This window comes from Ruegeria sp. E8, from assembly GCF_056533985.1.
Map to the genome: position 1 here is coordinate 19,995 of NZ_JBQFOY010000009.1, position 19,876 is coordinate 39,870.

The window sequence follows — 19,876 nt, forward strand, 5'->3', positions numbered from 1 at the left end:
TTGACCGGATGTCCGCAATGCATCTTGATGTGCAGGATCTGAGGAATTTCTACTACCGCAGCACCCTGGGGCGTGCCGCGCAAGCGGCTATTCGCGGGCGTCTGACCGAGCTTTGGCCCGAAGCAAAGGGCCAGACGGTCGCGGGATTCGGTTTCGCCGTACCTTTGCTGCGCCCTTACCTGTCAGATGCGCGCCGGGTCATCGGGCTGATGCCGGGCCCGCAAGGCGTGATGCCATGGCCAGCGGGGATGCCCAATGTTTCGGTTCTGACCGAAGAAACTCTTTGGCCGATTGAAACCGGTCACGTGGACAAGCTTGTGGTGATGCACGGTCTGGAAACGTCGGAACGGCCGGCACAGTTGCTGGATGAGTGCTGGCGGGTGCTGGGGCCGGGCGGACGGGCCGTTTTCGTTGTCCCCAACCGCGCGGGTCTTTGGTCGCGCTCGGACAAAACGCCGTTTGGATTCGGCCGCCCGTATTCTGCCACTCAGCTGGAAAACCAGCTCAAGGCGCATCATTTCCTGCCCGAGACACATTGTTCGGCGTTGTACATGCCACCGTCATTTCGGCGGTTCTGGCTGAAATCCGGCAGTCTGATCGAAAAAACCGGGCAGCGGATGCCGACCGTCATGGCGGGCGGTGTGCTGATGGTCGAAGTCAGCAAACATATCCAACCGCCCAGCGGCAGCGTGACCAAGGATGCGGTCAAAAAACCAATCAAGGCGCTGGATGGTTTGTTGAAGCCTGCATGACAATCACGTGCATTCTCATGCGGTATAAATGCGGGAAATAAGTCACAGGAATCGCAAAAACCTGCATATTCGTAACATTTTTCAACCGGGTCGATGGGTTCAAACCGTCGCACTTGTCGTAAGTGTATGAAAACGCACACTTTGTGGATAATTCTGTTACCGCTATAGCGTATTGCTTGGTTGGAACACCTCTGCTACATCCCCGGTGATTTTGATCCCCGCCCTAAATGGACGGGGTTTCCTCACGCCCCAAGGTAGCGGCCGCTACTCAAAATCGGGGCCTCAAATATCGGAAGGGTGGACGTGTCCGAACCAGCTTCGATTTCCACAGGCATCGCCGAGCGCTATGCCACCGCGATCTTCGAGATCGCCAAAGAGAATAATGACCTTGCAGGTCTGGAATCCGGCATCAACGATCTGGCAGCCGCACTGGGCGACAGTGCCGAGCTGCGCGACCTGATCGCATCTCCGCTGGTTTCGCGCGCCGAACAGGAAGGCGCGATCACTGCGATTGCCGACAAGATGGGCCTGAACGCCATCCTGCGCAACACGCTGGGTCTGATGGCGCAAAAACGCCGCTTGTTCGTCGTGCCGCAGCTGGTGCAGGTTCTGCGCGACATGCTGGCAGATGAGCGCGGCGAAGTGACTGCCGATGTCGCGTCGGCCAAGGCGCTGACCAAGACCCAGATGGAAAAACTGTCCAAAACGCTGTCCGAGCGTGTGGGCAAGACCGTGACAATCAATGCGACCGTTGATGAAAGCCTCATCGGCGGTCTTGTCGTTAAAGTGGGCTCGAAAATGATCGATAGCTCGATCCGTTCGAAGCTCAACTCCCTACAGAATGCAATGAAAGAGGTCGGATAAATGGGAATCCAAGCCGCAGAGATTTCTGCAATCCTGAAGGACCAGATCAAGAATTTTGGTCAGGAAGCCGAAGTGGCCGAGATCGGCCGCGTGCTGAGCGTCGGTGACGGGATTGCCCGTGTATACGGCCTGGACAACGTGCAAGCGGGTGAGATGGTCGAATTCCCCGGTGGCATCATGGGCATGGCGCTGAACCTGGAAAGCGACAACGTCGGTGTCGTTATCTTCGGTTCCGACCGTGACATCAAAGAAGGTGACACCGTCAAGCGCACCAACTCGATCGTGGACGTTCCGATCGGTGACGAACTGCTGGGCCGCGTTGTTGACGGTCTGGGCAACCCGCTGGACGGCAAAGGTCCGATCAACGCAACCAAGCGTGGCGTTGCAGACGTTAAAGCACCGGGCATCATTCCGCGTAAATCGGTTCACGAACCGATGGCAACCGGCCTGAAGTCGGTTGACGCGATGATCCCGATCGGCCGTGGCCAGCGTGAGCTGATCATTGGTGACCGTCAGACCGGTAAAACCGCCGTTGCTCTGGACACCATCCTGAACCAGAAAGTTTACAACGACGCAGCAGGCGACGACGAGTCGAAGAAACTGTACTGCGTCTACGTTGCGGTTGGCCAAAAGCGTTCGACCGTTGCGCAGCTGGTGAAGAAACTGGAAGAGTCCGGCGCGATTGACTACTCGATCGTTGTTGCTGCGACCGCGTCCGACCCGGCGCCGATGCAGTTCCTGGCACCCTACGCCGCGACCGCGATGGCCGAGTACTTCCGTGACAACGGCCGCCACGCTCTGATCATCTATGATGACCTGTCGAAGCAGGCTGTTTCGTATCGTCAGATGTCGCTGCTGCTGCGCCGTCCGCCGGGCCGCGAAGCGTATCCGGGTGACGTTTTCTACCTCCACTCCCGTCTGCTGGAACGTTCGGCGAAGCTGAACGAAGATTTCGGTGCAGGCTCGCTGACCGCTCTGCCGGTTATCGAAACTCAGGGTGGTGACGTTTCGGCGTTTATTCCGACCAACGTGATCTCGATCACCGACGGTCAGATCTTCCTGGAAACCGAACTGTTCTATCAGGGCATCCGTCCTGCCGTGAACACCGGTCTGTCGGTTTCGCGTGTGGGCTCCTCGGCTCAGACCAACGCGATGAAATCGGTTGCCGGTCCGGTGAAACTAGAACTGGCTCAGTACCGCGAAATGGCTGCGTTTGCGCAGTTCGGTTCAGACCTCGACGCCGCGACCCAGCAGCTGCTGAACCGTGGTGCCCGTCTGACCGAGCTGATGAAACAGCCGCAGTACTCGCCGCTGACCAACGCGGAAATCGTCTGCGTCATCTTCGCGGGTACCAACGGCTACCTCGACAAGATCGACGTATCGGATGTTGGCCGCTATGAGGCCGGTCTGCTGGCGCACTTGCGTGGCAAACACGCGGACTTGCTGAAGTGGCTCACCGACGAAGATCCGAAGATCAAAGGTGAAGCGTCCGACAAGATCAAGGCAGCGATCGACGAATACGCCGCGACCTTCGCTTGATAGGAGGTTCCGATGCCTAGTCTGAAGGACCTTAAAAACAGGATCGAGTCGGTCAAATCGACCCGCAAGATCACCAAGGCCATGCAGATGGTCGCGGCCGCAAAACTGCGCCGCGCCCAGGAATCTGCCGAAGCCTCGCGCCCCTATGCCGAACGGTTCAATGCCGTGATGGCGGGGCTGGCGGCTTCGGTCGGGGGCAGCGACAGCGCCCCCAAGCTGCTCCGTGGTACGGGCAGTGATGATGTCCATCTGCTGGTTGTCATGACAGCTGAACGCGGCCTCTGCGGCGGCTTCAACTCGAACATCGCAAAGCTGGCCCGTCAAAAGGCGGAAGAGCTGCGCGGCAAGGGCAAGACGGTCAAGGTTCTGACCGTTGGCAAGAAAGGCCGCGACGCGCTCAAGCGCGATTTGGGCGATCTGTTCGTCGGGCATGTTGACCTGAGCGAAGTCAAACGCATTGGTTACACCAACGCGCAAGATATCGCGAAGGACATCCTGTCTCGCTTCGACGGGGGCGAGTTCGACGTTGCAACGATCTTCTACTCGAAGTTCGTCAACGTTGTGACTCAGGTCCCGACGGCACAGCAGATCATTCCTGCCTCGTTCGAGGACGAAGCAGCGGGTGACGACAGCGGTGCCATTTTCGACTACGAGCCCAGCGAAGAAGCCATTCTGGCCGACCTGCTGCCTAAGGGGGTTGCGACTGCGATCTTCTCGGCTCTGCTCGAAAACGGAGCGTCTGAACAGGGTGCACGGATGTCCGCGATGGACAACGCGACACGCAACGCGGGTGAGATGATCGACAAGCTGACGATCCAGTTCAACCGCTCACGTCAGGCCGTGATCACCAACGAGCTGATTGAAATTATTTCCGGCGCCGAAGCGCTGTAAGAAAACCGGAGACGAAACATGGCGAATGCAAAAGGCAAAGTCACACAGATCATCGGGGCCGTCGTTGACGTGCAGTTCGAAGATCAGCTGCCTGAAATTCTGAACGCGCTGGAAACCACCAACAACGGCAAGCGCCTGGTGTTGGAAGTTGCTCAGCACCTGGGAGAAAACACTGTCCGCACCATCGCGATGGACGCGACCGAAGGTCTGGTCCGTGGCGAGGTTGTAACCGACACCGGCGCACCGATCTCGGTTCCGGTTGGTAACGCAACTCTGGGCCGCATCCTGAACGTTGTTGGCGAGCCGATCGACGAAAAAGGCCCGGTTGAAGCAACCGAAGCCCGCGCGATCCACCAGCCCGCACCCGAGTTCGACGAACAGTCGACCGAGTCGGAAATCCTGGTGACCGGCATCAAGGTTGTTGACCTGCTGGCCCCCTACGCCAAAGGCGGTAAGATCGGTCTGTTCGGCGGCGCCGGCGTTGGTAAAACCGTTCTGATCATGGAACTGATCAACAACATCGCAAAAGTGCACTCGGGCTTCTCGGTGTTCGCGGGTGTTGGTGAACGGACCCGTGAAGGCAACGACCTGTACCACGAGATGATCGAATCGAACGTTATTAAGCCTGACAACCTGTCTGAATCGCAGGTTGCGCTGGTTTACGGTCAGATGAACGAACCTCCGGGTGCGCGTGCGCGTGTTGCTCTGACCGGTCTGACCCTGGCCGAGCAGTTCCGCGACCAGTCCGGTACCGACGTTCTGTTCTTCGTCGACAACATCTTCCGCTTTACGCAGGCGGGTTCCGAGGTTTCGGCTCTGCTGGGTCGTATTCCGTCAGCCGTGGGCTACCAGCCGACACTGGCCACCGACATGGGCGCCTTGCAGGAACGCATCACCTCGACCAAGTCGGGCTCGATCACATCCGTGCAGGCGATCTACGTGCCTGCGGACGACCTTACCGACCCCGCGCCGGCAACATCGTTTGCTCACCTGGATGCGACCACCGTTCTTAACCGTGCGATCTCGGAAAAGGGTATCTACCCTGCGGTTGACCCGCTCGACTCGTCGTCGCGTCTGCTGGACCCGGCCATCGTCGGTGAAGAGCACTACGGCGTTGCAACCGACGTTCAGCAGATCCTCCAGCGCTACAAGTCGCTGCAGGACATCATCGCCATCCTCGGCATGGACGAACTGTCGGAAGAAGACAAACTGACCGTGGCCCGTGCCCGTAAGATCGAGCGCTTCCTGTCGCAGCCGTTCGACGTTGCCGAAGTCTTCACCGGTTCGCCGGGCGTTCAGGTTCCTCTGGACGTGACCATCGCATCGTTCAAGGCCGTTGTGGCTGGCGAATACGATCACCTGCCCGAAGCGGCCTTCCTGATGGTTGGCGGCATCGACGAAGTGATCGCCAAAGCGGAGAAGATGGCCGCAGAAGCCGCCTAAGGAGTATCCCTGATGGCAAACACGATGCAATTCGACCTCGTCAGCCCCGAGCGGAGCCTTGCTTCGCTCAGCGCGACAGCGGTCCAGATTCCCGGCGCGGACGGGGACATGACGGCAATGCCTGATCATGCCCCCACCATCACCACGCTGCGCCCGGGCATCCTGAAGGTCGAGGCACCCGAAGGGTCCAGCGAATACCTGGTCACCGGCGGGTTTGCCCAGATCAACGGCGATGGCCTGTCGGTTCTGGCCGAAAAGGCCATTCCGGTGGCGGAAGTGACCCGGTCGCATCTGGACGACCTGATCGCCGAGGCTCGCGCCTCGCACGAGGCCGCCAAGGCCGGTGACGATCAGACCATCGTCGACGATGCCGCCAAGCTGCTGGCCGACATGGAAGCCCTTGGAACGCATATGAGCCTGTAACCGGCTTATCGACGAAAGATTTGAACGGCCTCGCATTTGCGGGGCCGTTTTTTTTTGTCGTGCTTTTGCCGGCAAGCCGGGATAAGTTGCGGGAATTGAAGAATAATGATGATAAAATGAAAAAGTTCCTAACCCATCCGATTGGAATCGATCAGGGCGAAGATGTGCTGTTTTCGGAATTTGCCGAAGGCGGAGAGATGTGGACAGGGCAGGGCCCGCGCGAACGTCGCACCCCCATCCGGTTCAAAGAACCGTTTCGCACCCCTCCAATGGTTCAGATCGGAATATCGCTCTGGGATGTCGACACATCCTCGGCGCTGCGGGCCGAAGTGCAGGCCGAAAACATCACCACCGAAGGGTTCGACGCGGTGTTTCGCACATGGTCCGACACGCGGATCGCCCGCATCCGGGCAAGCTGGACCGCGATAGGAGAGGTGGCGCATACGGATGATTGGAATATTTCCTGATCCGGGTTGAACGCTTCCGGCTCTGAAGAAGCGGAGCCTTTAGTTGTCCTGCGCTTCGATCATATCCACCCGCGTGGCGTGGCGGCCGCCTTCGAACTCGGCGCCCAGAAACGCGTCCACGATATCCAGCGCCTGACCTTCACCGACAACGCGCGCGCCGATGGACAGCATGTTGGCGTCGTTGTGCTGGCGGATCATGCGGGCCGAGAACGCGTCTGAGCAAACGCCGCAGCGAATGCCCGGCACTTTGTTTGCCGCCATCATGATACCCTGACCGGTGCCGCACAGGATGATGCCCAAACCGCAATCGCCCGAGGCGACAGCCTGCGCCGCAGCCTTGCCGTGCTTGGGGTAATGGGTGCTCTCAGGCGTTGTCGGGCCAATATCCACCACGTCCCAGCCCTGCTGGGCAATGTGTTTGGCCACGGCCTGACGCAGCTCGATCGCGGCGTGGTCACTGGACAGAACAATGCGTTTGTTTGCGGTCATTGAGGTCGTTCCCCTCTTTCGCGGATCCACGCGCAGGCCGTTAAGAGGCAATCAGCGCGGATCGGTGGTTCGAAACGTAAAAGGGCGGCTTGTTTGGCCGCCCTGACAAACTCAGTCCATCTGGTACATGGATTCGTAGATCGGCGTCAGCGTCTTGTCTTCGAACAGCGACGACACGCTGGTGCCGTTCCAGATGTTCAGGATCGCCTGGGTAAAGATCGGCGCGGTTGGCACGATGCGGATGTTCTTGGCGTTCAGAATCTCTTTGGTCGGCTGGATCGTATCGGTCAGAACCAACGACTTCATCACCGAGTTCGTGACGCGCTCAACCGCAGGGCCGCTCATGACGCCATGCGTGATGTAGGAATGAACCTCTTTCGCGCCGTTATCCAGCAGAACCTGCGCCGCCTTGCACAGCGTTCCGGCGGTGTCGCACATATCGTCCACGATCAGGCAGATCTTGTCTTTGACGTCACCGATCACGGTCATCTCGGCCACTTCGCCCGCTTTTTCGCGGCGTTTGTCGACGATCGAAAGCGGGGCGTTGATGCGTTTGGCCAGCTCGCGCGCACGGGCCACGCCGCCCACGTCGGGCGACACCACCATGATCTCATCCAGATTGTCCTTGAACTGGTTTTTCACATCCAGCGCAAAGATCGGCGAGGCATAGAGGTTGTCTACCGGGATATCGAAAAAGCCCTGAATCTGGGCTGCGTGCAGGTCCATGGTCAGAACCCGCTCGATCCCGGCGCCGGTCAGCATATTGGCCACCAGTTTTGCAGAGATCGGCGTGCGCGCCTTGGTGCGGCGGTCCTGACGGGCATAGCCGAAATAGGGGATCACAGCGGTGATCCGCTGGGCCGAAGACCGGCGCAGCGCGTCGGCGATGATCAGAAGTTCCATCAGGTTGTCATTGGCCGGATTCGAGGTCGGCTGGACAATGAACATATCCTCACCGCGGACATTTTCGAACACTTCGACAAAGATCTCGCCGTCATTGAACCGTTCGACCCGCGCATCGACCAGACCCTGGTCAACGCCGCGATACAGGCTCATGCGGCGAGAGATGGCTTCGGCTAGCGGACGGTTGGCGTTCCCAGCGATGAGCTTGGGTTCGTGGAGTGTTGGCATCGGCTGATTATCCCCGGGCAGCAATGGCAATGTGACAGATTCGTGATGTTGACACCGCTTAGCATGGCCTTACCGTCCCGCAAAGATAACGCAGCGGAGAAAGTGAACATGACCCAGATTGACTACTATTTTGCGACAATTTCGCCTTACAGCTATCTGGCTGGCACCCGGTTGGAGGAGGTCGCCGCGAAACACGGCGCAACGATCAACTACAAGCCGCTGGACATTATGGCACTGTTCGCGCGCACCGGGGGAACCCCGCCGAAGGATCGCCACATCTCGCGCATTGAATACCGCGCTCAGGAACTGTTGCGCCAATCCAAAAATCTGGGGATGGAGTTCAATCTGCAGCCCGCGCATTGGCCCACCAACATGGCCCCTTCCTCTTACGCTGTCATTGCTGCGATCAAGGATGGTTCGGGTGATGTTGGCAAGCTGAGCCATTCCATTCTGCGTGCCTGCTGGGCCGAAGAAAAGGATGTGGCACAGGACGATGTAATCCGCGACTGTCTGGCCAATGCCGGGTTTGATCCCGATCTGGCCAACAGCGGCCTGCTGGTCGGGGCGGAAACCTATGCCGCCAATCTGGAAGAGGCCGTGGATCGCGGCGTGTTCGGCGCGCCGTTCTACATCACGCCTGACGGTCAGAGGTTCTGGGGGCAGGACAGGCTGGACGATCTGGACCGCCATCTGGCGGCGATGAACGGGTGACTGCTTTGGCTGCCACACCGCAATCCGCCTTCGTCAGACGGTTGGCAGAGGGTGGGCGCAAACTGCTCGCCCTTCACTGCACGATTGCGCATTCCGGGGCGTGGTCTGGTCTGGCCACGGCGCTGGAGGGCCGCGCGTCTCTTGTCGCCCCGGACATGCTTTCGCATGGGCGCAGCCCGGATTGGGACGGGCAGAGCGATTTCTTCGACGCGGTGACAGGGCAGGCGGCGGCCCAGTTGACCGAACCAATGGACCTGATCGGTCATTCCTTTGGGGCGATTGTCGCGCTCAGGCTCGCCATTGAGACCCCGGAACGCGTACGCAGTCTGACCCTGATCGAGCCTGTTTTCCTTGCTGTTGCAAAACAGGATGCGCCCCAGGTGTTCGATCGGCACCTACAAGAGACCCAACCGATTGACGCTGCCTTTAACGCAGGTGACACGGCCTTGGCCGCGCGACTGTTCAACCGGATGTGGAGCACTGGCATCAGCCCGAAATGGCCCGATTTGCCCGAACGGACCCGCACCAGCATGGTGCGGGGGATACATGTGGTACCTGCGTCGCATCCCGTGCTGTACGCTGACAGGGCCGGGCTTCTTGACCCCGCGAAGCTCAAACGCGTGTCGATGCCAACCCTGTTGCTGAGCGGATCAGAAACCAACCCGACGGTACCGGTTATTTGCCAGGGCTTACAACGCCGCTTGCCATGCGCGTGGCATGAAGTGGTGCGCGGCGCGGGGCACATGCTGCCCATTTCGCACCCCGACGAAACCAGCGCGCTGCTTCAGGAGTTCTGGAAAGCCAACCCCGCGACGGGCATCACAACAGGTTGAGGAACTGATCGATTTCAGCCGCGCCGATGGACCAGTCGCAGACCAGCCGGCAGGCAAGGTTCTCGTTGTCATCCTCGCCTTCCAGTTCAGCGCCCCAGAGGTGATAGATCGCCCCGGCCTCATGCAGTTGCTTGTGCTTGGCGCGCGAGAACGAGGCAAAGATCATATTGGCCTGCGGCTCATGCAGGAACTCCGCACCCTTGTCGCGCAAACCATCGGCCAGCCGGGCACAGTTGTCGTTCGCCTGACGCGCCAATCGCAGCCACAGATCGTCTTCCAGATACGCAGCCATCTGCGCGGACAGATAGCGGTGCTTGGAAAACAGATGCGCCCCGCGTTTGCGCCGCAGCTCGAATTCCCAGGCTTTGCTTTCGTCAAAGAACACCACCGCCTCAACGCCCATCAGGCCGTTCTTAGTGCCGCCAAAGCTGACAGCATCCACGCCCGCTTTCCACGTCATGTCAGCCGGAGAGCAATTCAACGCAACCAGCGCATTGGTGAACCGTGCTCCGTCCAAATGCACAGGCAGGTCAAATTCCTTGGCCACGCCACACAGTGCCTGCAACTCTTCCAGAGAATAGACCGACCCGCGCTCGGTGACCTGAGTGATCGACACCGGCCCGCGCTGCGGCCCATGCACCCCGCGGGTTTCTTCACCCAGGATTGATCCGCGCAAAGCCTTGGGGGTCATCTTGTCGCCGCCGGGCACCAAAGTCAGCTTGGCACCGCTGTAGAACTCGGGCGCATTGCATTCATCCTCGTGGATATGCGCGACCGGAGAACAGAAGATCGTCTCCCAAGGGTTCGACAGCGTCGCAAGTGCCAGCGAATTCGCCGCCGTCCCCGTCGCCACCAGATAGACCGCCGCGCCCGGTGCCTCAAAGATGCTGCGGATACGGTCGCGCACCTCGTTCATCAACGTGTCGGCACCATAGGCCATCTGATAGCCCTGATTGGCCTCGGCCAGCTTGGCCATCACCTGCGGGTGCACCGGCCCGGAATTGTCAGAGGCGAAATACATCAGCTTGGCTCCTCGATAATGTAGTCTTCCCACTCTTCCATGGGGGTTTCGAACTCGGACACCGTGCGCCCCTGAATTGACACACCTGCCGCGTGCACGCTGTTCGGCGTACCGGATATCAACGGATGCCAGTCGTAAAGGGGTTTGCCTTCCCACAACAGACGATAGGCGCAGGTTTGCGGCAGCCAATAGGCATGTTCGTCAATGTTATCGGGGGTCATGACGATGCATTCAGGCACGAATTGGTGCCGAATGTCGTATTGCGTGCAGCGGCAGCTTTCATCGTCCAGCAAGCGGCAGGCAACGCAGGTCAGGGCAACCTCGCCCGAGTCTTCGTCTTCCAGCTTGTTCAGGCAGCATTTGCCGCAACCGTCGCACAACGCCTCCCACTCGCGCTGGTTCATCTTGCGCAGGGGTTTACGTTCCCAAAACCGGGCGGGCAGGCCGGTGCGTTCAATCGGGTCAGCGCTCATAGTGCGGCCAGAATGCCTCGGGCTTTTTCGCAATCGGCATCCATCTGTGCGATCAGACCGCCCAGCCCGTCAAATGTCAGTTCCGGGCGCAGGAAATCGATCAGGCCCACCGACAGGGTCGCGCCGTAAAGGTCGCCGGAAAAATCGAACAGGAAGGTTTCAATATTTGGCACTTCGCCCTGGAACATCGGGCGCACCCCGACCGAGGCCGCGCCATGGTAACTGCCCTTATGTGGCCCATCCAGCACGTCGACCAGAACGGCATAGACCCCGAACTTGGGCGGGTGCAGCCCTTCGATGGACATGTTCGCGGTCGGAAAGCCCAGTTCCCGCCCGCGCTGCTCGCCGCCGACCACTTCGCCTTCGATTCTGTGCCAATGGCCCAGCATCGCCGCGGCGTCCCGGGGGCGGCCCTCGCTCAATGCGGTTCGGATGGCGGTGGAAGAAACCACATTCTCGGACCGTTCCATCAAAGGTGCAATTGTCACGCCAAACCCCATTTCCTGCCCGAACCGAACCAGATCGTCGGCGGTTCCGCTGCGGCCTTTGCCAAAACAGAAATCGGCCCCCACCACAATATGCGACAGGCCCAACCCGTCACAGATCACATTGCGCGCAAACTCTTCCGGGGAAAGTCCGGCCAGCCCCGCGTTGAACGGCAGCTCATACAGTTTCTCTACGCCCAGCTTTTCCAGCCGATGCGCCCGCGCATTCCCCCGCATCAGCCGGAACGGAGGGGACTCCGGCGCAAAATACTCACGTGGATGCGGCTCGAATGTCATAACACCCAGCGGCGCGTCGGGCGCTGCCTTGCAGGCCAGTTCGATGACCGACTGGTGCCCGACATGGACGCCGTCAAAATTCCCGATCGCCACGCTGGCGCCGCGATCTTCTGGCTCGACAAACTGGAAATCCCGGATGATGTGCATAGGCGATTGCGTAGCGTTGCGCCGCGATTTGTTCAAGCCGCAGTTTGAAGCCCGCGACCGTGCCCCTCTGATTTAGCCCGAAATCGATCACGAGGCGTCAAAAACACGCAAGACCCTCCACCGCATATCACGTCGCGCACAGCCAACCGCTTGATTCAAAAAAAATCCTGAGTGTAGACTGAACATCCGGCCCTCAGGACTTACTGCGAACCGGATGACGGCCCGGTCAGGTTCAAATGAACCCAGCACAGGAGGCAGACCCATGTATCGATTGCGACTGTTCGCGATTCGTCATGCCCGCACGTTCGAATGGATATACAAATGTGTCGAACGCGGCATGGTCGCGATGGACCCTGTCTTTGCAAAGATCGGTTACAACCGCGTCGAACGCCCCATCGCACTGGTCGAAAAAGGCGTCAAAACCCTGTTGTTCGACTGCAAGATGTGCGGGCAATGCGTGTTGTCATCGACCGGCATGTCCTGCCCGATGAACTGCCCGAAACAGCTGCGCAACGGTCCGTGTGGCGGTGTGCGCCCCGGCGAGTTCTGCGAGGTGAAGCCTGACATGAAATGTGTCTGGGCTCTGGCCTGGAACGGAGCCAGCCGTATGAAGCACGGGGGTGACAAGATAAAAGAGGTTCTGCCGCCGGTGGAACACACGTTGAAAGGATCGTCCTCCTGGCTGCGGGTCAGCCGCGAGATCGCCACGCAGGAACGCGAGGCCCGCGACGCCGCCCGCGCAACTTTGGCAGAGGCCTTCCCGGAGGCGCGCGAAAATGAACCCTCGGCGGCACCCCTTGCTGCCGAGCCCCCCAACGCGGTCAACCGGGAACTGAAGAAATGAACGATGCTCATCGTAACGAGGTCGAGCCGATCGGCTATGTTCCGGTTCGCGAAGGGTACGTGTCGCACAGCCGGTTAGAGAGGGTGTTACGCTCGGGCCGTTTTGCCGTGACGGCCGAGTTGAACCCGCCAGACAGCGCCGACCCCGAGGATGTTTTTCAGGCCGCGCAGCCGCTGGGTGAAGTGGCGGATGCGATCAACGCAACTGATGCGTCGGGCGCGAATTGCCATATGTCCTCGATCGGAATCTGTGCCCTGCTGACCCGCGCGGGATATTCGCCCGTCTATCAGATCTCGTGCAGAGACCGGAACCGGATCGCCATTCAGGGCGATGTTTTGGGGGCTGCGGCGCTGGGCGTCAGCAATGTGCTGTGCCTGACCGGTGATGGTGTCGGGGTTGGGGATCAACCGGGTGCAAAACCGGTGTTCGACTTCGATTCTCTGACTTTGCTGCGCACGATCCGTACGATGCGCGATCAGGGAAAGTTCCTTTCGGGCCGCAAGATCACGCGCCCGCCCCAGCTTTTTTTGGGCGCGGCCGAGAACCCCTGCATACCGCCATACGACTGGCGTCCGGATCGTCTGGCCAAAAAGGTCGAGGCCGGGGCCGAATATATTCAGACCAATTACATCTACGACATTCCACTGTTCGAAAAATTCATGAACCGGGTGCGGGATTCCGGTCTGGACAAGAAAGTTTTCATTATCGCAGGCGTAGGCCCCATCGCCTCGGCACGCGCGGCGCGTTGGATGCGCAGCAATGTGCCCGGAATTCACATCCCCGATCAGGTGATCGAGCGGATGGAAAAAGCGGAAAAACCTGCCGAAGAGGGCAAAAAGATCTGCATCGAACTGATCCAGCAGATCCGCGATATCGCCGGGGTTTCCGGGGTTCACGTGATGGCCTACAGGCGCGAACATGTGGTGTCCGAGATCATTCTGGAATCCGGCGCATTGAAGGGCCGTAAACGCGCCCGATCTTACTGACGGCCACGGGCAAAATCACTGTCCAAACAAAAAAAGGCGCCGGCCGGGCGCCTTTTACGTGGATGTAATTGCCAATCAGTCGAACTTGCGCGACGGGGCCAGCACCATGGCCTCGCCAATCAGCACCTTCTTGCCATCGACCGAGCAATGGCAGTCCAGCTTGACCCGGCGCTTGGCAAAGTCGATGTCGGTCACCTTCACCTCGGCATAGACCATGTCGCCCGGGCGCACGGGGGCCAGGAACTTCAGCGACTGCCCCATGTAAACTGTGCCATGACCCGGCAGTTGCTCACCAATCACGGCCGAGATCAGACCCGCCGTCAGCATCCCGTGGGCAATGCGGCCTTCGAAGATCGTATCGCGGGCATAATCATCATCCAGATGCACCGGATTCCGGTCGGTTGAAACCTGCGCGAACATCTCGATGTCTTCATCCGTCACCACTTTGCGCAGGTGGCGGGACATGCCCATTTCGATGTCTTCGATACAGATCGTTCCGCGTGGAAGATTGTCCAACATGTTGCCCTCACTCGAAATCGGCCGTGAAAGAAAAAACCATCATCAGGCCAAGGTTGGCAACTTTATTACTTCGCAACTGCAGAAAATCAAGTCTTTTCTTGCTACCTCAAGCGGCCGATTGTGAAGGTTGGATTGATCTTTTCCCTTTTAATATAGTCGGTTAGGGATTCGTGGTGCGGATGATGCGACGTTTTTGTCTCTGCGGCCGCAAGCCCGCCCGAGATGAACAGAGAATCAATGCCCTCTCCCATGCCGCCCAGAATGTCCGTATGGGGGCCGTCACCGATCACCAGAATGTCGCTGTCGGGGATATCGTGACCCAGTTCCTGCAACCTGCGGCGGGCCAGATCATAGATCGGCGGGTGCGGTTTGCCGAAATACAGGCTCTCTCCTCCCATTTCGGTATACAGCCTGGCCAAAGCACCGGCGCACCATTCGCGCACCTCTCCGCGATCCACAACAATATCGGGGTTCGCACAGAGCAGTTTCATGCCCATCTGCTTGGCGTAAAGGAAATCGGGCCGGTTCACATCCGGGTCAGCCATCGGGTCGAACGGGCCGCAGCAGACAATACCTTCGGCCTCCTTCAGCGGTACGCGTTCGATGTGGATCGGGTGATGCAACAGTTTCAGCGGCTCGAAAAAGCCCGCATCGCGCTGCCATTCCCCCATGAAGTAAACCTTGTGCCCGACAGCGCCCCGGAACATCGCCGACCGCGCCGAATCCCCACTGGTGGCGATGGTGTCATAGGCGTCTGCGGGTACGTTGAACTGGCCCAATTGCTCTGCCACGCCGGCGCGGGGTTTGGGGGAATTCGTGACCAGCACAACGATCCCACCCTTTGCGCGATAAGCCTTCAGCGCCGCGACGGCTTCGGGATAGGCGGTGATGCCGTTGTGAACGCAACCCCAAAGGTCGACGAACAATGCCTTATAGCGGTCGGAAATCTCGGCAAGCGAGGAAACGATCTGGGTCATGGGGGCCTCTGGGTCTGATGTCGCGCTTGCGACAGCTATGGCAAAGCTTGGACCCGAACACCATCCCGCATTTTTGCACTCAGGAAAGGACAAAGCTGCTAATCGTCTTCAGCGACGTCCGTCACATCCGGGGCTTGCTGGACGTTGTCCGTTCCCAGAATGACCTGGGCTCCAATCCGGGTCTGATACCGGATGATGGCCAGATATCCGGGTCCGAGTTCCCCTTGCAATACGTCGACAAGGGGTGTTTCCCGCAGCTGCTCCGGCAGCAACCCAGCAACGGAAGAGACCTTGAATTGGGCCTCGGCGGGCAAGTCAACGATCAGCCAGACCTCGGCCCGCTTGCGCTGGGCGTTGACATCGATGCGAATGATTTCCACGGATATCGGATCAGCCCATTCCCGAATGGCATCAGCAAGCTGGGCCTCGGTCCGCGTCTCCAGGTAACGGTTATAGGTGGATTTCCCGAGTTGCAGAACGACGACGACCAAAAAGGCGATCGCGACGAACACACTGGCTGTAAAGTTCAGTTTACGTTTGCCCTTGCTGAAGACCACCGACCGTGCCGCATAGACCAGATAGACCGCACAGGCGGACAGAATGATCGCACCAAGGTTTGTCGCGAAAAGCAGCCCCGCCTCATAAGCCTCGGCGGGTTCGCCAAAATACAGCAATATGCCCGAAGCCGAGAGCGGCGGAACCAGCGACACGCCAATGGCCGCGCCGGGCAGAAGGCTCAGTTCGGATTTGTTGATCTGAACATAGGCCCCGGCAACCCCGGCAGCGAGGGCGACGATCAAATCCTCAGTGCCGGGATCGGTGCGCGCAAGAACCTGATCCGGGATCAGAATGCCGCGTGGAACGTCTGCTACATAGACCAGAAACCATGCCATCAGAACGCAGGCTACGGCAGCCAGACAAACCGTAAGGGCAAGGAACATGGCCCGTTTCAGCCACCCCATGACCATAGCAGCTGCCACGCCGAGGATTGGGGTCATTAGGGGTGCCACCAGCATGGCGGCAATCACAACCGCCCCGGAATTGCGCAGCAAACCCATGGTGGCGATCACAACCGACAGGGTCAGCAACATCGCAAAGCGCCGCCAATACGCAGCCTTGTCCGAGCCCTCAAAAAGAAGGATGCCCCGGGTCGTGCTGAGTTTTCGAACGGCCATTGTGTTTGCCTGACACGGTTTGAACTTCGTACCCACCGTCAGACTAACAACCGATACCGTTTCCGCAAATGGCCGGTCAGAAAGAAAAAAGGCGGCCGAACGGACGCCTTTTTGTTTTGCGTGGTTAAGCGATCAGACTTTCAGGTTCGGAATGATCTGCTTTTTGCGGCTCATGATGCCGGGCAGTACAACGGCGTCTCCGTTCACGGTTGCGTCAAAGCTCTTCTCGGCAACGGTTTTGACCAGATCGTTGGGCACCAGCAGGGTGGCTTCTTCGTTCAGGATATCGACCACGAACAGCAGCACCTGATCGACGCCGTCTTCTTTGGCAACATCCACCATCGATGTTGCCAGGCTTGCCTTGCGGTCCAGCACAACGCCGGGGGCCGTGGTTTCCAGAACCGAGACGCGGAACTTGGTGCCGTCGACCTCGTATTCCTTGCTGTCCATGCGGATCAGTTCAGCGTCCGAGAAGGACGAGACATCCGATTTCGCCGCGAACATGTCCGCCGCATAGGCCGAGATGTCCAGTTCCAGCTCAGCCGCCAGGCGCTCTGCAACTTCGCGGTCATGCGCGGTGGTCGTGGGCGAGCGGAACTCCAGCGTGTCCGACAGGATGCAGGTCAGTGCCGCGCCTTTGATGGCGTCGGGCATTTTGGCTGCATCTTCACCCATCAGGTCAACCATGATGGTTGCGGTGCAGGCCAGCGGGCGCACGGTAATGTCGATCGGACCTTTGGTTTCCAGACCGCCGACCAGCTTGTGGTGGTCGATGATGGCGCGGATATCGGCGTCGTTGATGTTGGCGGGCAGTTCCGCCGGGTTGTTGGTGTCAACGATGACCACCGGAGTGTCCGCGGCCAGATCGCCGAGGATGCGCGGCTTGGGCAGGTCCCAGTTTTCCAGCATGAAGGCCGCCTCGGTGTTGGGCTCGCCCAGCAGCACGGGTTCAGTCTGCTCACCTTTGACTTCGTTCAGGTACCAGGACCACAGGATCGGCGAGCCTGTGGAATCGGTGTCGGGGGATTTGTGGCCAAATACGAGCGTGGTCATGTCAGCATCCTGCGGATTGGAATTTTGCGCGCCTTATAGGGCGGGTAAACGCTCTTGTCACGTTGCAGCAACCATTCTGCGACGCTTGGTCTGAAAACCGCCGCGACAGCCTAGAATGCGGCGCGTGTCAGAGTGTACCCGGCCTGTTCCAGCTGGTTCAGCAGACCGTGATCGTCACTCAGATGTCCGGCACCAACAGCGATGACAACCTTCTGATCGCTGATGTCCAGAATATGCTCCATCCAATTGGCATTGCGCTGCACCAGCAATTGCTGTTCGAACCCCTGCCATTCCTCATCAAACACCTCGGGGCTCAGACCCGATTGTTCCAGCCCCTGAAGGCGGGCAAACTGCATGATCTCGGCGTGTTTCTCTTCCAGATAGGCGTTGGCCATGGTGGCCAGCTGGTCGTCATTGCTCTGCATCGCGCCGGACAGGCGCACCAGCGACTCGACCTGTTCTTCCAGCGGATGGCTGTCGAACATGGCCATCAGGTCTTCGATCCGTTCCAGCGAGTGCAGCGGAATACCGTTTTCGACGGCCAGATCGTTCAGGCGGGCGTCCATTCCGTGGGTTGCGTTGGGATCTTCCATCATGCAGGGCGGGATGCTCAGCATCATGGTCAGGAACCACGGGCGCATTTTCGCCGCCATCCAACCGGGGATGCCACGCTGGGCCAGCGCGCCGGACAGCGCGGCCCAATCCTCTTCCGCCATCATGTCGATCAAGGTCGGCCCCGAGGTAATCATCACCGCGCTCAGGTCGTTGGCCATGTTCTTTTCAAAGGCGTCCATTTCCGCCTGCGTGACTTCGAAATAGAACGCATCCGCCTTGCTCAGTTCGGGCCACAGGCGATCTATGATGTCCTCCATGCGCGGATCGAACGAGTGCATTGTACCAATGAGGTGAAGAACGGTGTTGCCCTTGCGTGCGATCCAGTGATTGCCCTCGGGATAGGGGATATCGGCCACGGCGCTTTCCAACTCGGCCCGGGTTTCATCGGACAGTTGCGATCGCAGGTCCACACCTTCGCACGCGGCCTGAGCCGAGATCGGAAGCAGAAGAAAAGCAAGAAAGGCCAAAAAGCGCATGAAACCTGCCCAAGATAAGTCAAAGAGTTGAACCCAGACATAGCCATGCCACCCTCTGATGTTCAAGCGGCCCGTCTGGTATTCCCCGATAATCCGCGTAGCATGGGCGCATGAACCGCGAGCAGGATCTCTATCCCCCGATCAAAGCGCTGCTTGAGCGTCAGGGATACATCGTCAAGGGCGAGGTCGGCGCGGCCGATATCGTTGCAGTGCGCGATGGGGATGAGCCCGTGATTGTCGAACTGAAGCTGCGGTTCACGCTGGCCCTGTTTCATCAGGCGATCACAAGGTTGAAACTCACGGATCAGGTTTACATCGCCGTCAGCAAACCCACGGGCCGAACGGCACGGCGCGCGCTCAAGGACAATCTGGCGCTGTGTCGAAGGTTGGGTCTGGGTCTGATCACCGTGCGCGCTGATGGTACGGTTGAGGTGCAATGCGACCCCGGCCCTTATGCGCCGCGCAAGAACAAGGCCAAGGCCGCGCGGCTGTTGCGTGAATTCGACCGATTGGAAGGGGACCCCAATGCAGGCGGTGCAACGCGCCATGGCATTGTGACGGCCTATCGGCAGGACGCGCTGAAATGCGCGGCGTTTCTGGCCGAGTATGGCCCGACCAAAGGGGCCGAAGTGGCCAGATCGGTTGGCGTCCCCGTCGCCACCCGGCTTATGCGCGAAAACCACTATGGGTGGTTTGAGAAGGTTGAAAAGGGCATCTACGGTCTTACATCTCGGGGGGCGGAAGGATTAAAGCACTGGGCCTACAGCTGGGAACAGGCCGACTGATCCAAGCCGCAAAAAAATCCCTCACAACTTGTTGACTCGGAGTTTTAGACTCCCTAGCTATGCGTCGTTATCACTCACACACCCCGAGTGCTAACGCCTCGCCAGACGGCGAGGGGAGGATAAACAAACTTTGAGCCCAAGGAGCTGCAAAGATGGCATTGAAACCGCTTCATGACCGCGTGCTGGTTCGCCGTACCGAAAGCGAAGAGAAAACCGCAGGCGGCCTGATCATTCCCGACAGCGCAAAAGAAAAGCCCAGCGAAGGCGAAGTCGTTGCAACCGGCGAAGGCGCACGTAAGGACAGCGGCGAACTGATCGCAATGGCTGTTAAAGCTGGCGACAAGATCCTGTTCGGCAAATGGTCGGGCACCGAGGTTCAGGTCAACGGCGAAGAGCTGCTGATGATGAAAGAAAGCGACATCATGGGGATCATCGAGTAAGCCGCGCGCTTCCTCTGATCTTCATTCCAATACATTTTCT

Annotated in this window: 23 protein-coding genes; 13 read left to right on the forward strand and 10 right to left on the reverse strand. The window is 59.2% G+C overall.

Annotation, left to right across the window (positions count from 1 at the left end; translation table 11 throughout):
* Positions 1–17 precede the first annotated feature (17 nt).
* From ACR0LF_RS13175 to ACR0LF_RS13205, 7 genes are all read left to right on the forward strand, one after another.
* Entirely contained in the window at positions 18–752 is a 735-nt protein-coding gene (locus ACR0LF_RS13175; RefSeq protein WP_480579181.1) for a class I SAM-dependent methyltransferase, read from the forward strand.
* A 303-nt stretch (positions 753–1,055) separates the two neighbouring features.
* The gene (locus ACR0LF_RS13180) at positions 1,056–1,616 is read left to right on the forward strand and encodes a F0F1 ATP synthase subunit delta (protein ID WP_480578708.1); all 561 of its coding nucleotides are present in this window, start codon (positions 1,056–1,058) and stop codon (positions 1,614–1,616) included.
* Complete coding sequence (gene atpA, locus ACR0LF_RS13185; protein ID WP_480578710.1) at positions 1,617–3,155, forward strand: F0F1 ATP synthase subunit alpha; 1,539 nt, start codon at positions 1,617–1,619, stop codon at positions 3,153–3,155.
* A gap of 12 nt (positions 3,156–3,167) precedes the next feature.
* Positions 3,168–4,046, forward strand: a complete 879-nt coding sequence (locus tag ACR0LF_RS13190; protein WP_480578712.1) for a F0F1 ATP synthase subunit gamma — start codon at positions 3,168–3,170, stop codon at positions 4,044–4,046.
* A gap of 18 nt (positions 4,047–4,064) precedes the next feature.
* Positions 4,065–5,489, forward strand: a complete 1,425-nt coding sequence (gene atpD / locus ACR0LF_RS13195; protein ID WP_170374622.1) for a F0F1 ATP synthase subunit beta — start codon at positions 4,065–4,067, stop codon at positions 5,487–5,489.
* Positions 5,490–5,501: 12 nt separating this feature from the next.
* Positions 5,502–5,912, forward strand: a complete 411-nt coding sequence (locus ACR0LF_RS13200; protein ID WP_480578714.1) for a F0F1 ATP synthase subunit epsilon — start codon at positions 5,502–5,504, stop codon at positions 5,910–5,912.
* 116 nt (positions 5,913–6,028) lie between these two features.
* Positions 6,029–6,379, forward strand: a complete 351-nt coding sequence (locus tag ACR0LF_RS13205; protein ID WP_480578716.1) for an H-type lectin domain-containing protein — start codon at positions 6,029–6,031, stop codon at positions 6,377–6,379.
* A 39-nt stretch (positions 6,380–6,418) separates the two neighbouring features.
* On the opposite strand, the gene rpiB is transcribed toward ACR0LF_RS13205, so the two are convergent.
* Both rpiB and ACR0LF_RS13215 read right to left on the reverse strand, forming a co-directional pair.
* A complete protein-coding gene (gene rpiB / locus ACR0LF_RS13210; protein WP_480578718.1) occupies positions 6,419–6,868 on the reverse strand; it encodes a ribose 5-phosphate isomerase B in 450 nt (149 codons plus the stop codon).
* Positions 6,869–6,979: 111 nt separating this feature from the next.
* Positions 6,980–7,999 (reverse strand): ribose-phosphate pyrophosphokinase, encoded by a 1,020-nt coding sequence (locus tag ACR0LF_RS13215; RefSeq protein WP_480578720.1) that lies wholly within the window; start codon positions 7,997–7,999, stop codon positions 6,980–6,982.
* Between the two features lie 108 nt (positions 8,000–8,107).
* On the opposite strand from ACR0LF_RS13215, the gene ACR0LF_RS13220 reads away from it, so the two are divergent.
* Positions 8,108–8,710: a DsbA family protein gene (locus tag ACR0LF_RS13220; protein ID WP_480578722.1), complete on the forward strand. Its 603-nt coding sequence runs from the start codon at positions 8,108–8,110 to the stop codon at positions 8,708–8,710.
* Positions 8,707–9,543 carry an alpha/beta fold hydrolase gene (locus ACR0LF_RS13225; RefSeq protein WP_480578724.1) on the forward strand — a complete coding sequence of 279 codons (837 nt, stop codon included), beginning with the start codon at positions 8,707–8,709 and terminating at the stop codon, positions 9,541–9,543. The genes ACR0LF_RS13220 and ACR0LF_RS13225 overlap by 4 nt, the downstream gene beginning before the upstream one ends.
* Here the strand turns inward: ACR0LF_RS13225 and ACR0LF_RS13230 are convergent.
* From ACR0LF_RS13230 to ACR0LF_RS13240, 3 genes are read right to left on the reverse strand one after another with little or no spacing between them, the layout of a single operon-like run.
* Positions 9,530–10,564: a threonine aldolase family protein gene (locus ACR0LF_RS13230; RefSeq protein WP_480578726.1), complete on the reverse strand. Its 1,035-nt coding sequence runs from the start codon at positions 10,562–10,564 to the stop codon at positions 9,530–9,532. The genes ACR0LF_RS13225 and ACR0LF_RS13230 overlap by 14 nt on opposite strands.
* The gene (locus ACR0LF_RS13235) at positions 10,564–11,037 is read right to left on the reverse strand and encodes a YcgN family cysteine cluster protein (RefSeq protein WP_480578728.1); all 474 of its coding nucleotides are present in this window, start codon (positions 11,035–11,037) and stop codon (positions 10,564–10,566) included. Before ACR0LF_RS13235 ends, ACR0LF_RS13230 begins: the two co-directional genes overlap by 1 nt.
* Positions 11,034–11,966, reverse strand: coding sequence for a bifunctional riboflavin kinase/FAD synthetase (locus ACR0LF_RS13240; protein WP_480578730.1), 933 nt, complete (start codon positions 11,964–11,966; stop codon positions 11,034–11,036). Before ACR0LF_RS13240 ends, ACR0LF_RS13235 begins: the two co-directional genes overlap by 4 nt.
* A 262-nt stretch (positions 11,967–12,228) precedes the next feature.
* Between ACR0LF_RS13240 and ACR0LF_RS13245 the strand changes: the two genes are divergently transcribed.
* Both ACR0LF_RS13245 and ACR0LF_RS13250 read left to right on the forward strand, forming a co-directional pair.
* Entirely contained in the window at positions 12,229–12,810 is a 582-nt protein-coding gene (locus tag ACR0LF_RS13245; RefSeq protein WP_480578732.1) for a methylenetetrahydrofolate reductase C-terminal domain-containing protein, read from the forward strand.
* A complete protein-coding gene (locus tag ACR0LF_RS13250; RefSeq protein WP_480578734.1) occupies positions 12,807–13,796 on the forward strand; it encodes a methylenetetrahydrofolate reductase in 990 nt (329 codons plus the stop codon). The genes ACR0LF_RS13245 and ACR0LF_RS13250 overlap by 4 nt, the downstream gene beginning before the upstream one ends.
* A gap of 75 nt (positions 13,797–13,871) precedes the next feature.
* On the opposite strand, the gene ACR0LF_RS13255 is transcribed toward ACR0LF_RS13250, so the two are convergent.
* From ACR0LF_RS13255 to ACR0LF_RS13275, 5 genes are all read right to left on the reverse strand, one after another.
* Complete coding sequence (locus tag ACR0LF_RS13255) at positions 13,872–14,315, reverse strand: MaoC family dehydratase (RefSeq protein WP_480578736.1); 444 nt, start codon at positions 14,313–14,315, stop codon at positions 13,872–13,874.
* A gap of 101 nt (positions 14,316–14,416) precedes the next feature.
* Positions 14,417–15,292 carry a TIGR01459 family HAD-type hydrolase gene (locus ACR0LF_RS13260; RefSeq protein ID WP_480578738.1) on the reverse strand — a complete coding sequence of 292 codons (876 nt, stop codon included), beginning with the start codon at positions 15,290–15,292 and terminating at the stop codon, positions 14,417–14,419.
* A gap of 98 nt (positions 15,293–15,390) precedes the next feature.
* Entirely contained in the window at positions 15,391–16,467 is a 1,077-nt protein-coding gene (locus tag ACR0LF_RS13265) for a DUF389 domain-containing protein (RefSeq protein WP_480578740.1), read from the reverse strand.
* A 132-nt stretch (positions 16,468–16,599) separates the two neighbouring features.
* A complete protein-coding gene (locus tag ACR0LF_RS13270; RefSeq protein WP_480578742.1) occupies positions 16,600–17,520 on the reverse strand; it encodes a manganese-dependent inorganic pyrophosphatase in 921 nt (306 codons plus the stop codon).
* Positions 17,521–17,630: 110 nt separating this feature from the next.
* Positions 17,631–18,611, reverse strand: a complete 981-nt coding sequence (locus ACR0LF_RS13275; RefSeq protein ID WP_480578744.1) for a TraB/GumN family protein — start codon at positions 18,609–18,611, stop codon at positions 17,631–17,633.
* A gap of 110 nt (positions 18,612–18,721) precedes the next feature.
* Between ACR0LF_RS13275 and ACR0LF_RS13280 the strand changes: the two genes are divergently transcribed.
* Together ACR0LF_RS13280 and groES are read left to right on the forward strand one after the other, a co-directional pair.
* Positions 18,722–19,396 (forward strand): DUF2161 domain-containing phosphodiesterase, encoded by a 675-nt coding sequence (locus ACR0LF_RS13280; RefSeq protein WP_480578746.1) that lies wholly within the window; start codon positions 18,722–18,724, stop codon positions 19,394–19,396.
* Positions 19,397–19,548: 152 nt separating this feature from the next.
* Positions 19,549–19,836 (forward strand): co-chaperone GroES, encoded by a 288-nt coding sequence (groES, locus tag ACR0LF_RS13285; RefSeq protein WP_039523824.1) that lies wholly within the window; start codon positions 19,549–19,551, stop codon positions 19,834–19,836.
* Positions 19,837–19,876 lie beyond the last annotated feature (40 nt).

Excerpts from the sequence above, each read along its gene's own strand:
- ACR0LF_RS13175 (WP_480579181.1), top strand. The coding sequence starts at position 18 with ATGCATCTTGATGTGCAGGATCTGAGGAATTTCTACTACCGCAGCACC.
- atpA (WP_480578710.1), top strand. The coding sequence starts at position 1,617 with ATGGGAATCCAAGCCGCAGAGATTTCTGCAATCCTGAAGGACCAGATC.
- ACR0LF_RS13190 (WP_480578712.1), top strand. The coding sequence starts at position 3,168 with ATGCCTAGTCTGAAGGACCTTAAAAACAGGATCGAGTCGGTCAAATCG.
- atpD (WP_170374622.1), top strand. The coding sequence starts at position 4,065 with ATGGCGAATGCAAAAGGCAAAGTCACACAGATCATCGGGGCCGTCGTT.
- ACR0LF_RS13200 (WP_480578714.1), top strand. The coding sequence starts at position 5,502 with ATGGCAAACACGATGCAATTCGACCTCGTCAGCCCCGAGCGGAGCCTT.
- ACR0LF_RS13205 (WP_480578716.1), top strand. The coding sequence starts at position 6,029 with ATGAAAAAGTTCCTAACCCATCCGATTGGAATCGATCAGGGCGAAGAT.
- rpiB (WP_480578718.1), bottom strand. The coding sequence starts at position 6,868 with ATGACCGCAAACAAACGCATTGTTCTGTCCAGTGACCACGCCGCGATC.
- ACR0LF_RS13215 (WP_480578720.1), bottom strand. The coding sequence starts at position 7,999 with ATGCCAACACTCCACGAACCCAAGCTCATCGCTGGGAACGCCAACCGT.
- ACR0LF_RS13220 (WP_480578722.1), top strand. The coding sequence starts at position 8,108 with ATGACCCAGATTGACTACTATTTTGCGACAATTTCGCCTTACAGCTAT.
- ACR0LF_RS13230 (WP_480578726.1), bottom strand. The coding sequence starts at position 10,564 with ATGTATTTCGCCTCTGACAATTCCGGGCCGGTGCACCCGCAGGTGATG.
- ACR0LF_RS13235 (WP_480578728.1), bottom strand. The coding sequence starts at position 11,037 with ATGAGCGCTGACCCGATTGAACGCACCGGCCTGCCCGCCCGGTTTTGG.
- ACR0LF_RS13240 (WP_480578730.1), bottom strand. The coding sequence starts at position 11,966 with ATGCACATCATCCGGGATTTCCAGTTTGTCGAGCCAGAAGATCGCGGC.
- ACR0LF_RS13245 (WP_480578732.1), top strand. The coding sequence starts at position 12,229 with ATGTATCGATTGCGACTGTTCGCGATTCGTCATGCCCGCACGTTCGAA.
- ACR0LF_RS13250 (WP_480578734.1), top strand. The coding sequence starts at position 12,807 with ATGAACGATGCTCATCGTAACGAGGTCGAGCCGATCGGCTATGTTCCG.
- ACR0LF_RS13255 (WP_480578736.1), bottom strand. The coding sequence starts at position 14,315 with ATGTTGGACAATCTTCCACGCGGAACGATCTGTATCGAAGACATCGAA.
- ACR0LF_RS13260 (WP_480578738.1), bottom strand. The coding sequence starts at position 15,292 with ATGACCCAGATCGTTTCCTCGCTTGCCGAGATTTCCGACCGCTATAAG.
- ACR0LF_RS13265 (WP_480578740.1), bottom strand. The coding sequence starts at position 16,467 with ATGGCCGTTCGAAAACTCAGCACGACCCGGGGCATCCTTCTTTTTGAG.
- ACR0LF_RS13270 (WP_480578742.1), bottom strand. The coding sequence starts at position 17,520 with ATGACCACGCTCGTATTTGGCCACAAATCCCCCGACACCGATTCCACA.
- ACR0LF_RS13275 (WP_480578744.1), bottom strand. The coding sequence starts at position 18,611 with ATGCGCTTTTTGGCCTTTCTTGCTTTTCTTCTGCTTCCGATCTCGGCT.
- ACR0LF_RS13280 (WP_480578746.1), top strand. The coding sequence starts at position 18,722 with ATGAACCGCGAGCAGGATCTCTATCCCCCGATCAAAGCGCTGCTTGAG.
- groES (WP_039523824.1), top strand. The coding sequence starts at position 19,549 with ATGGCATTGAAACCGCTTCATGACCGCGTGCTGGTTCGCCGTACCGAA.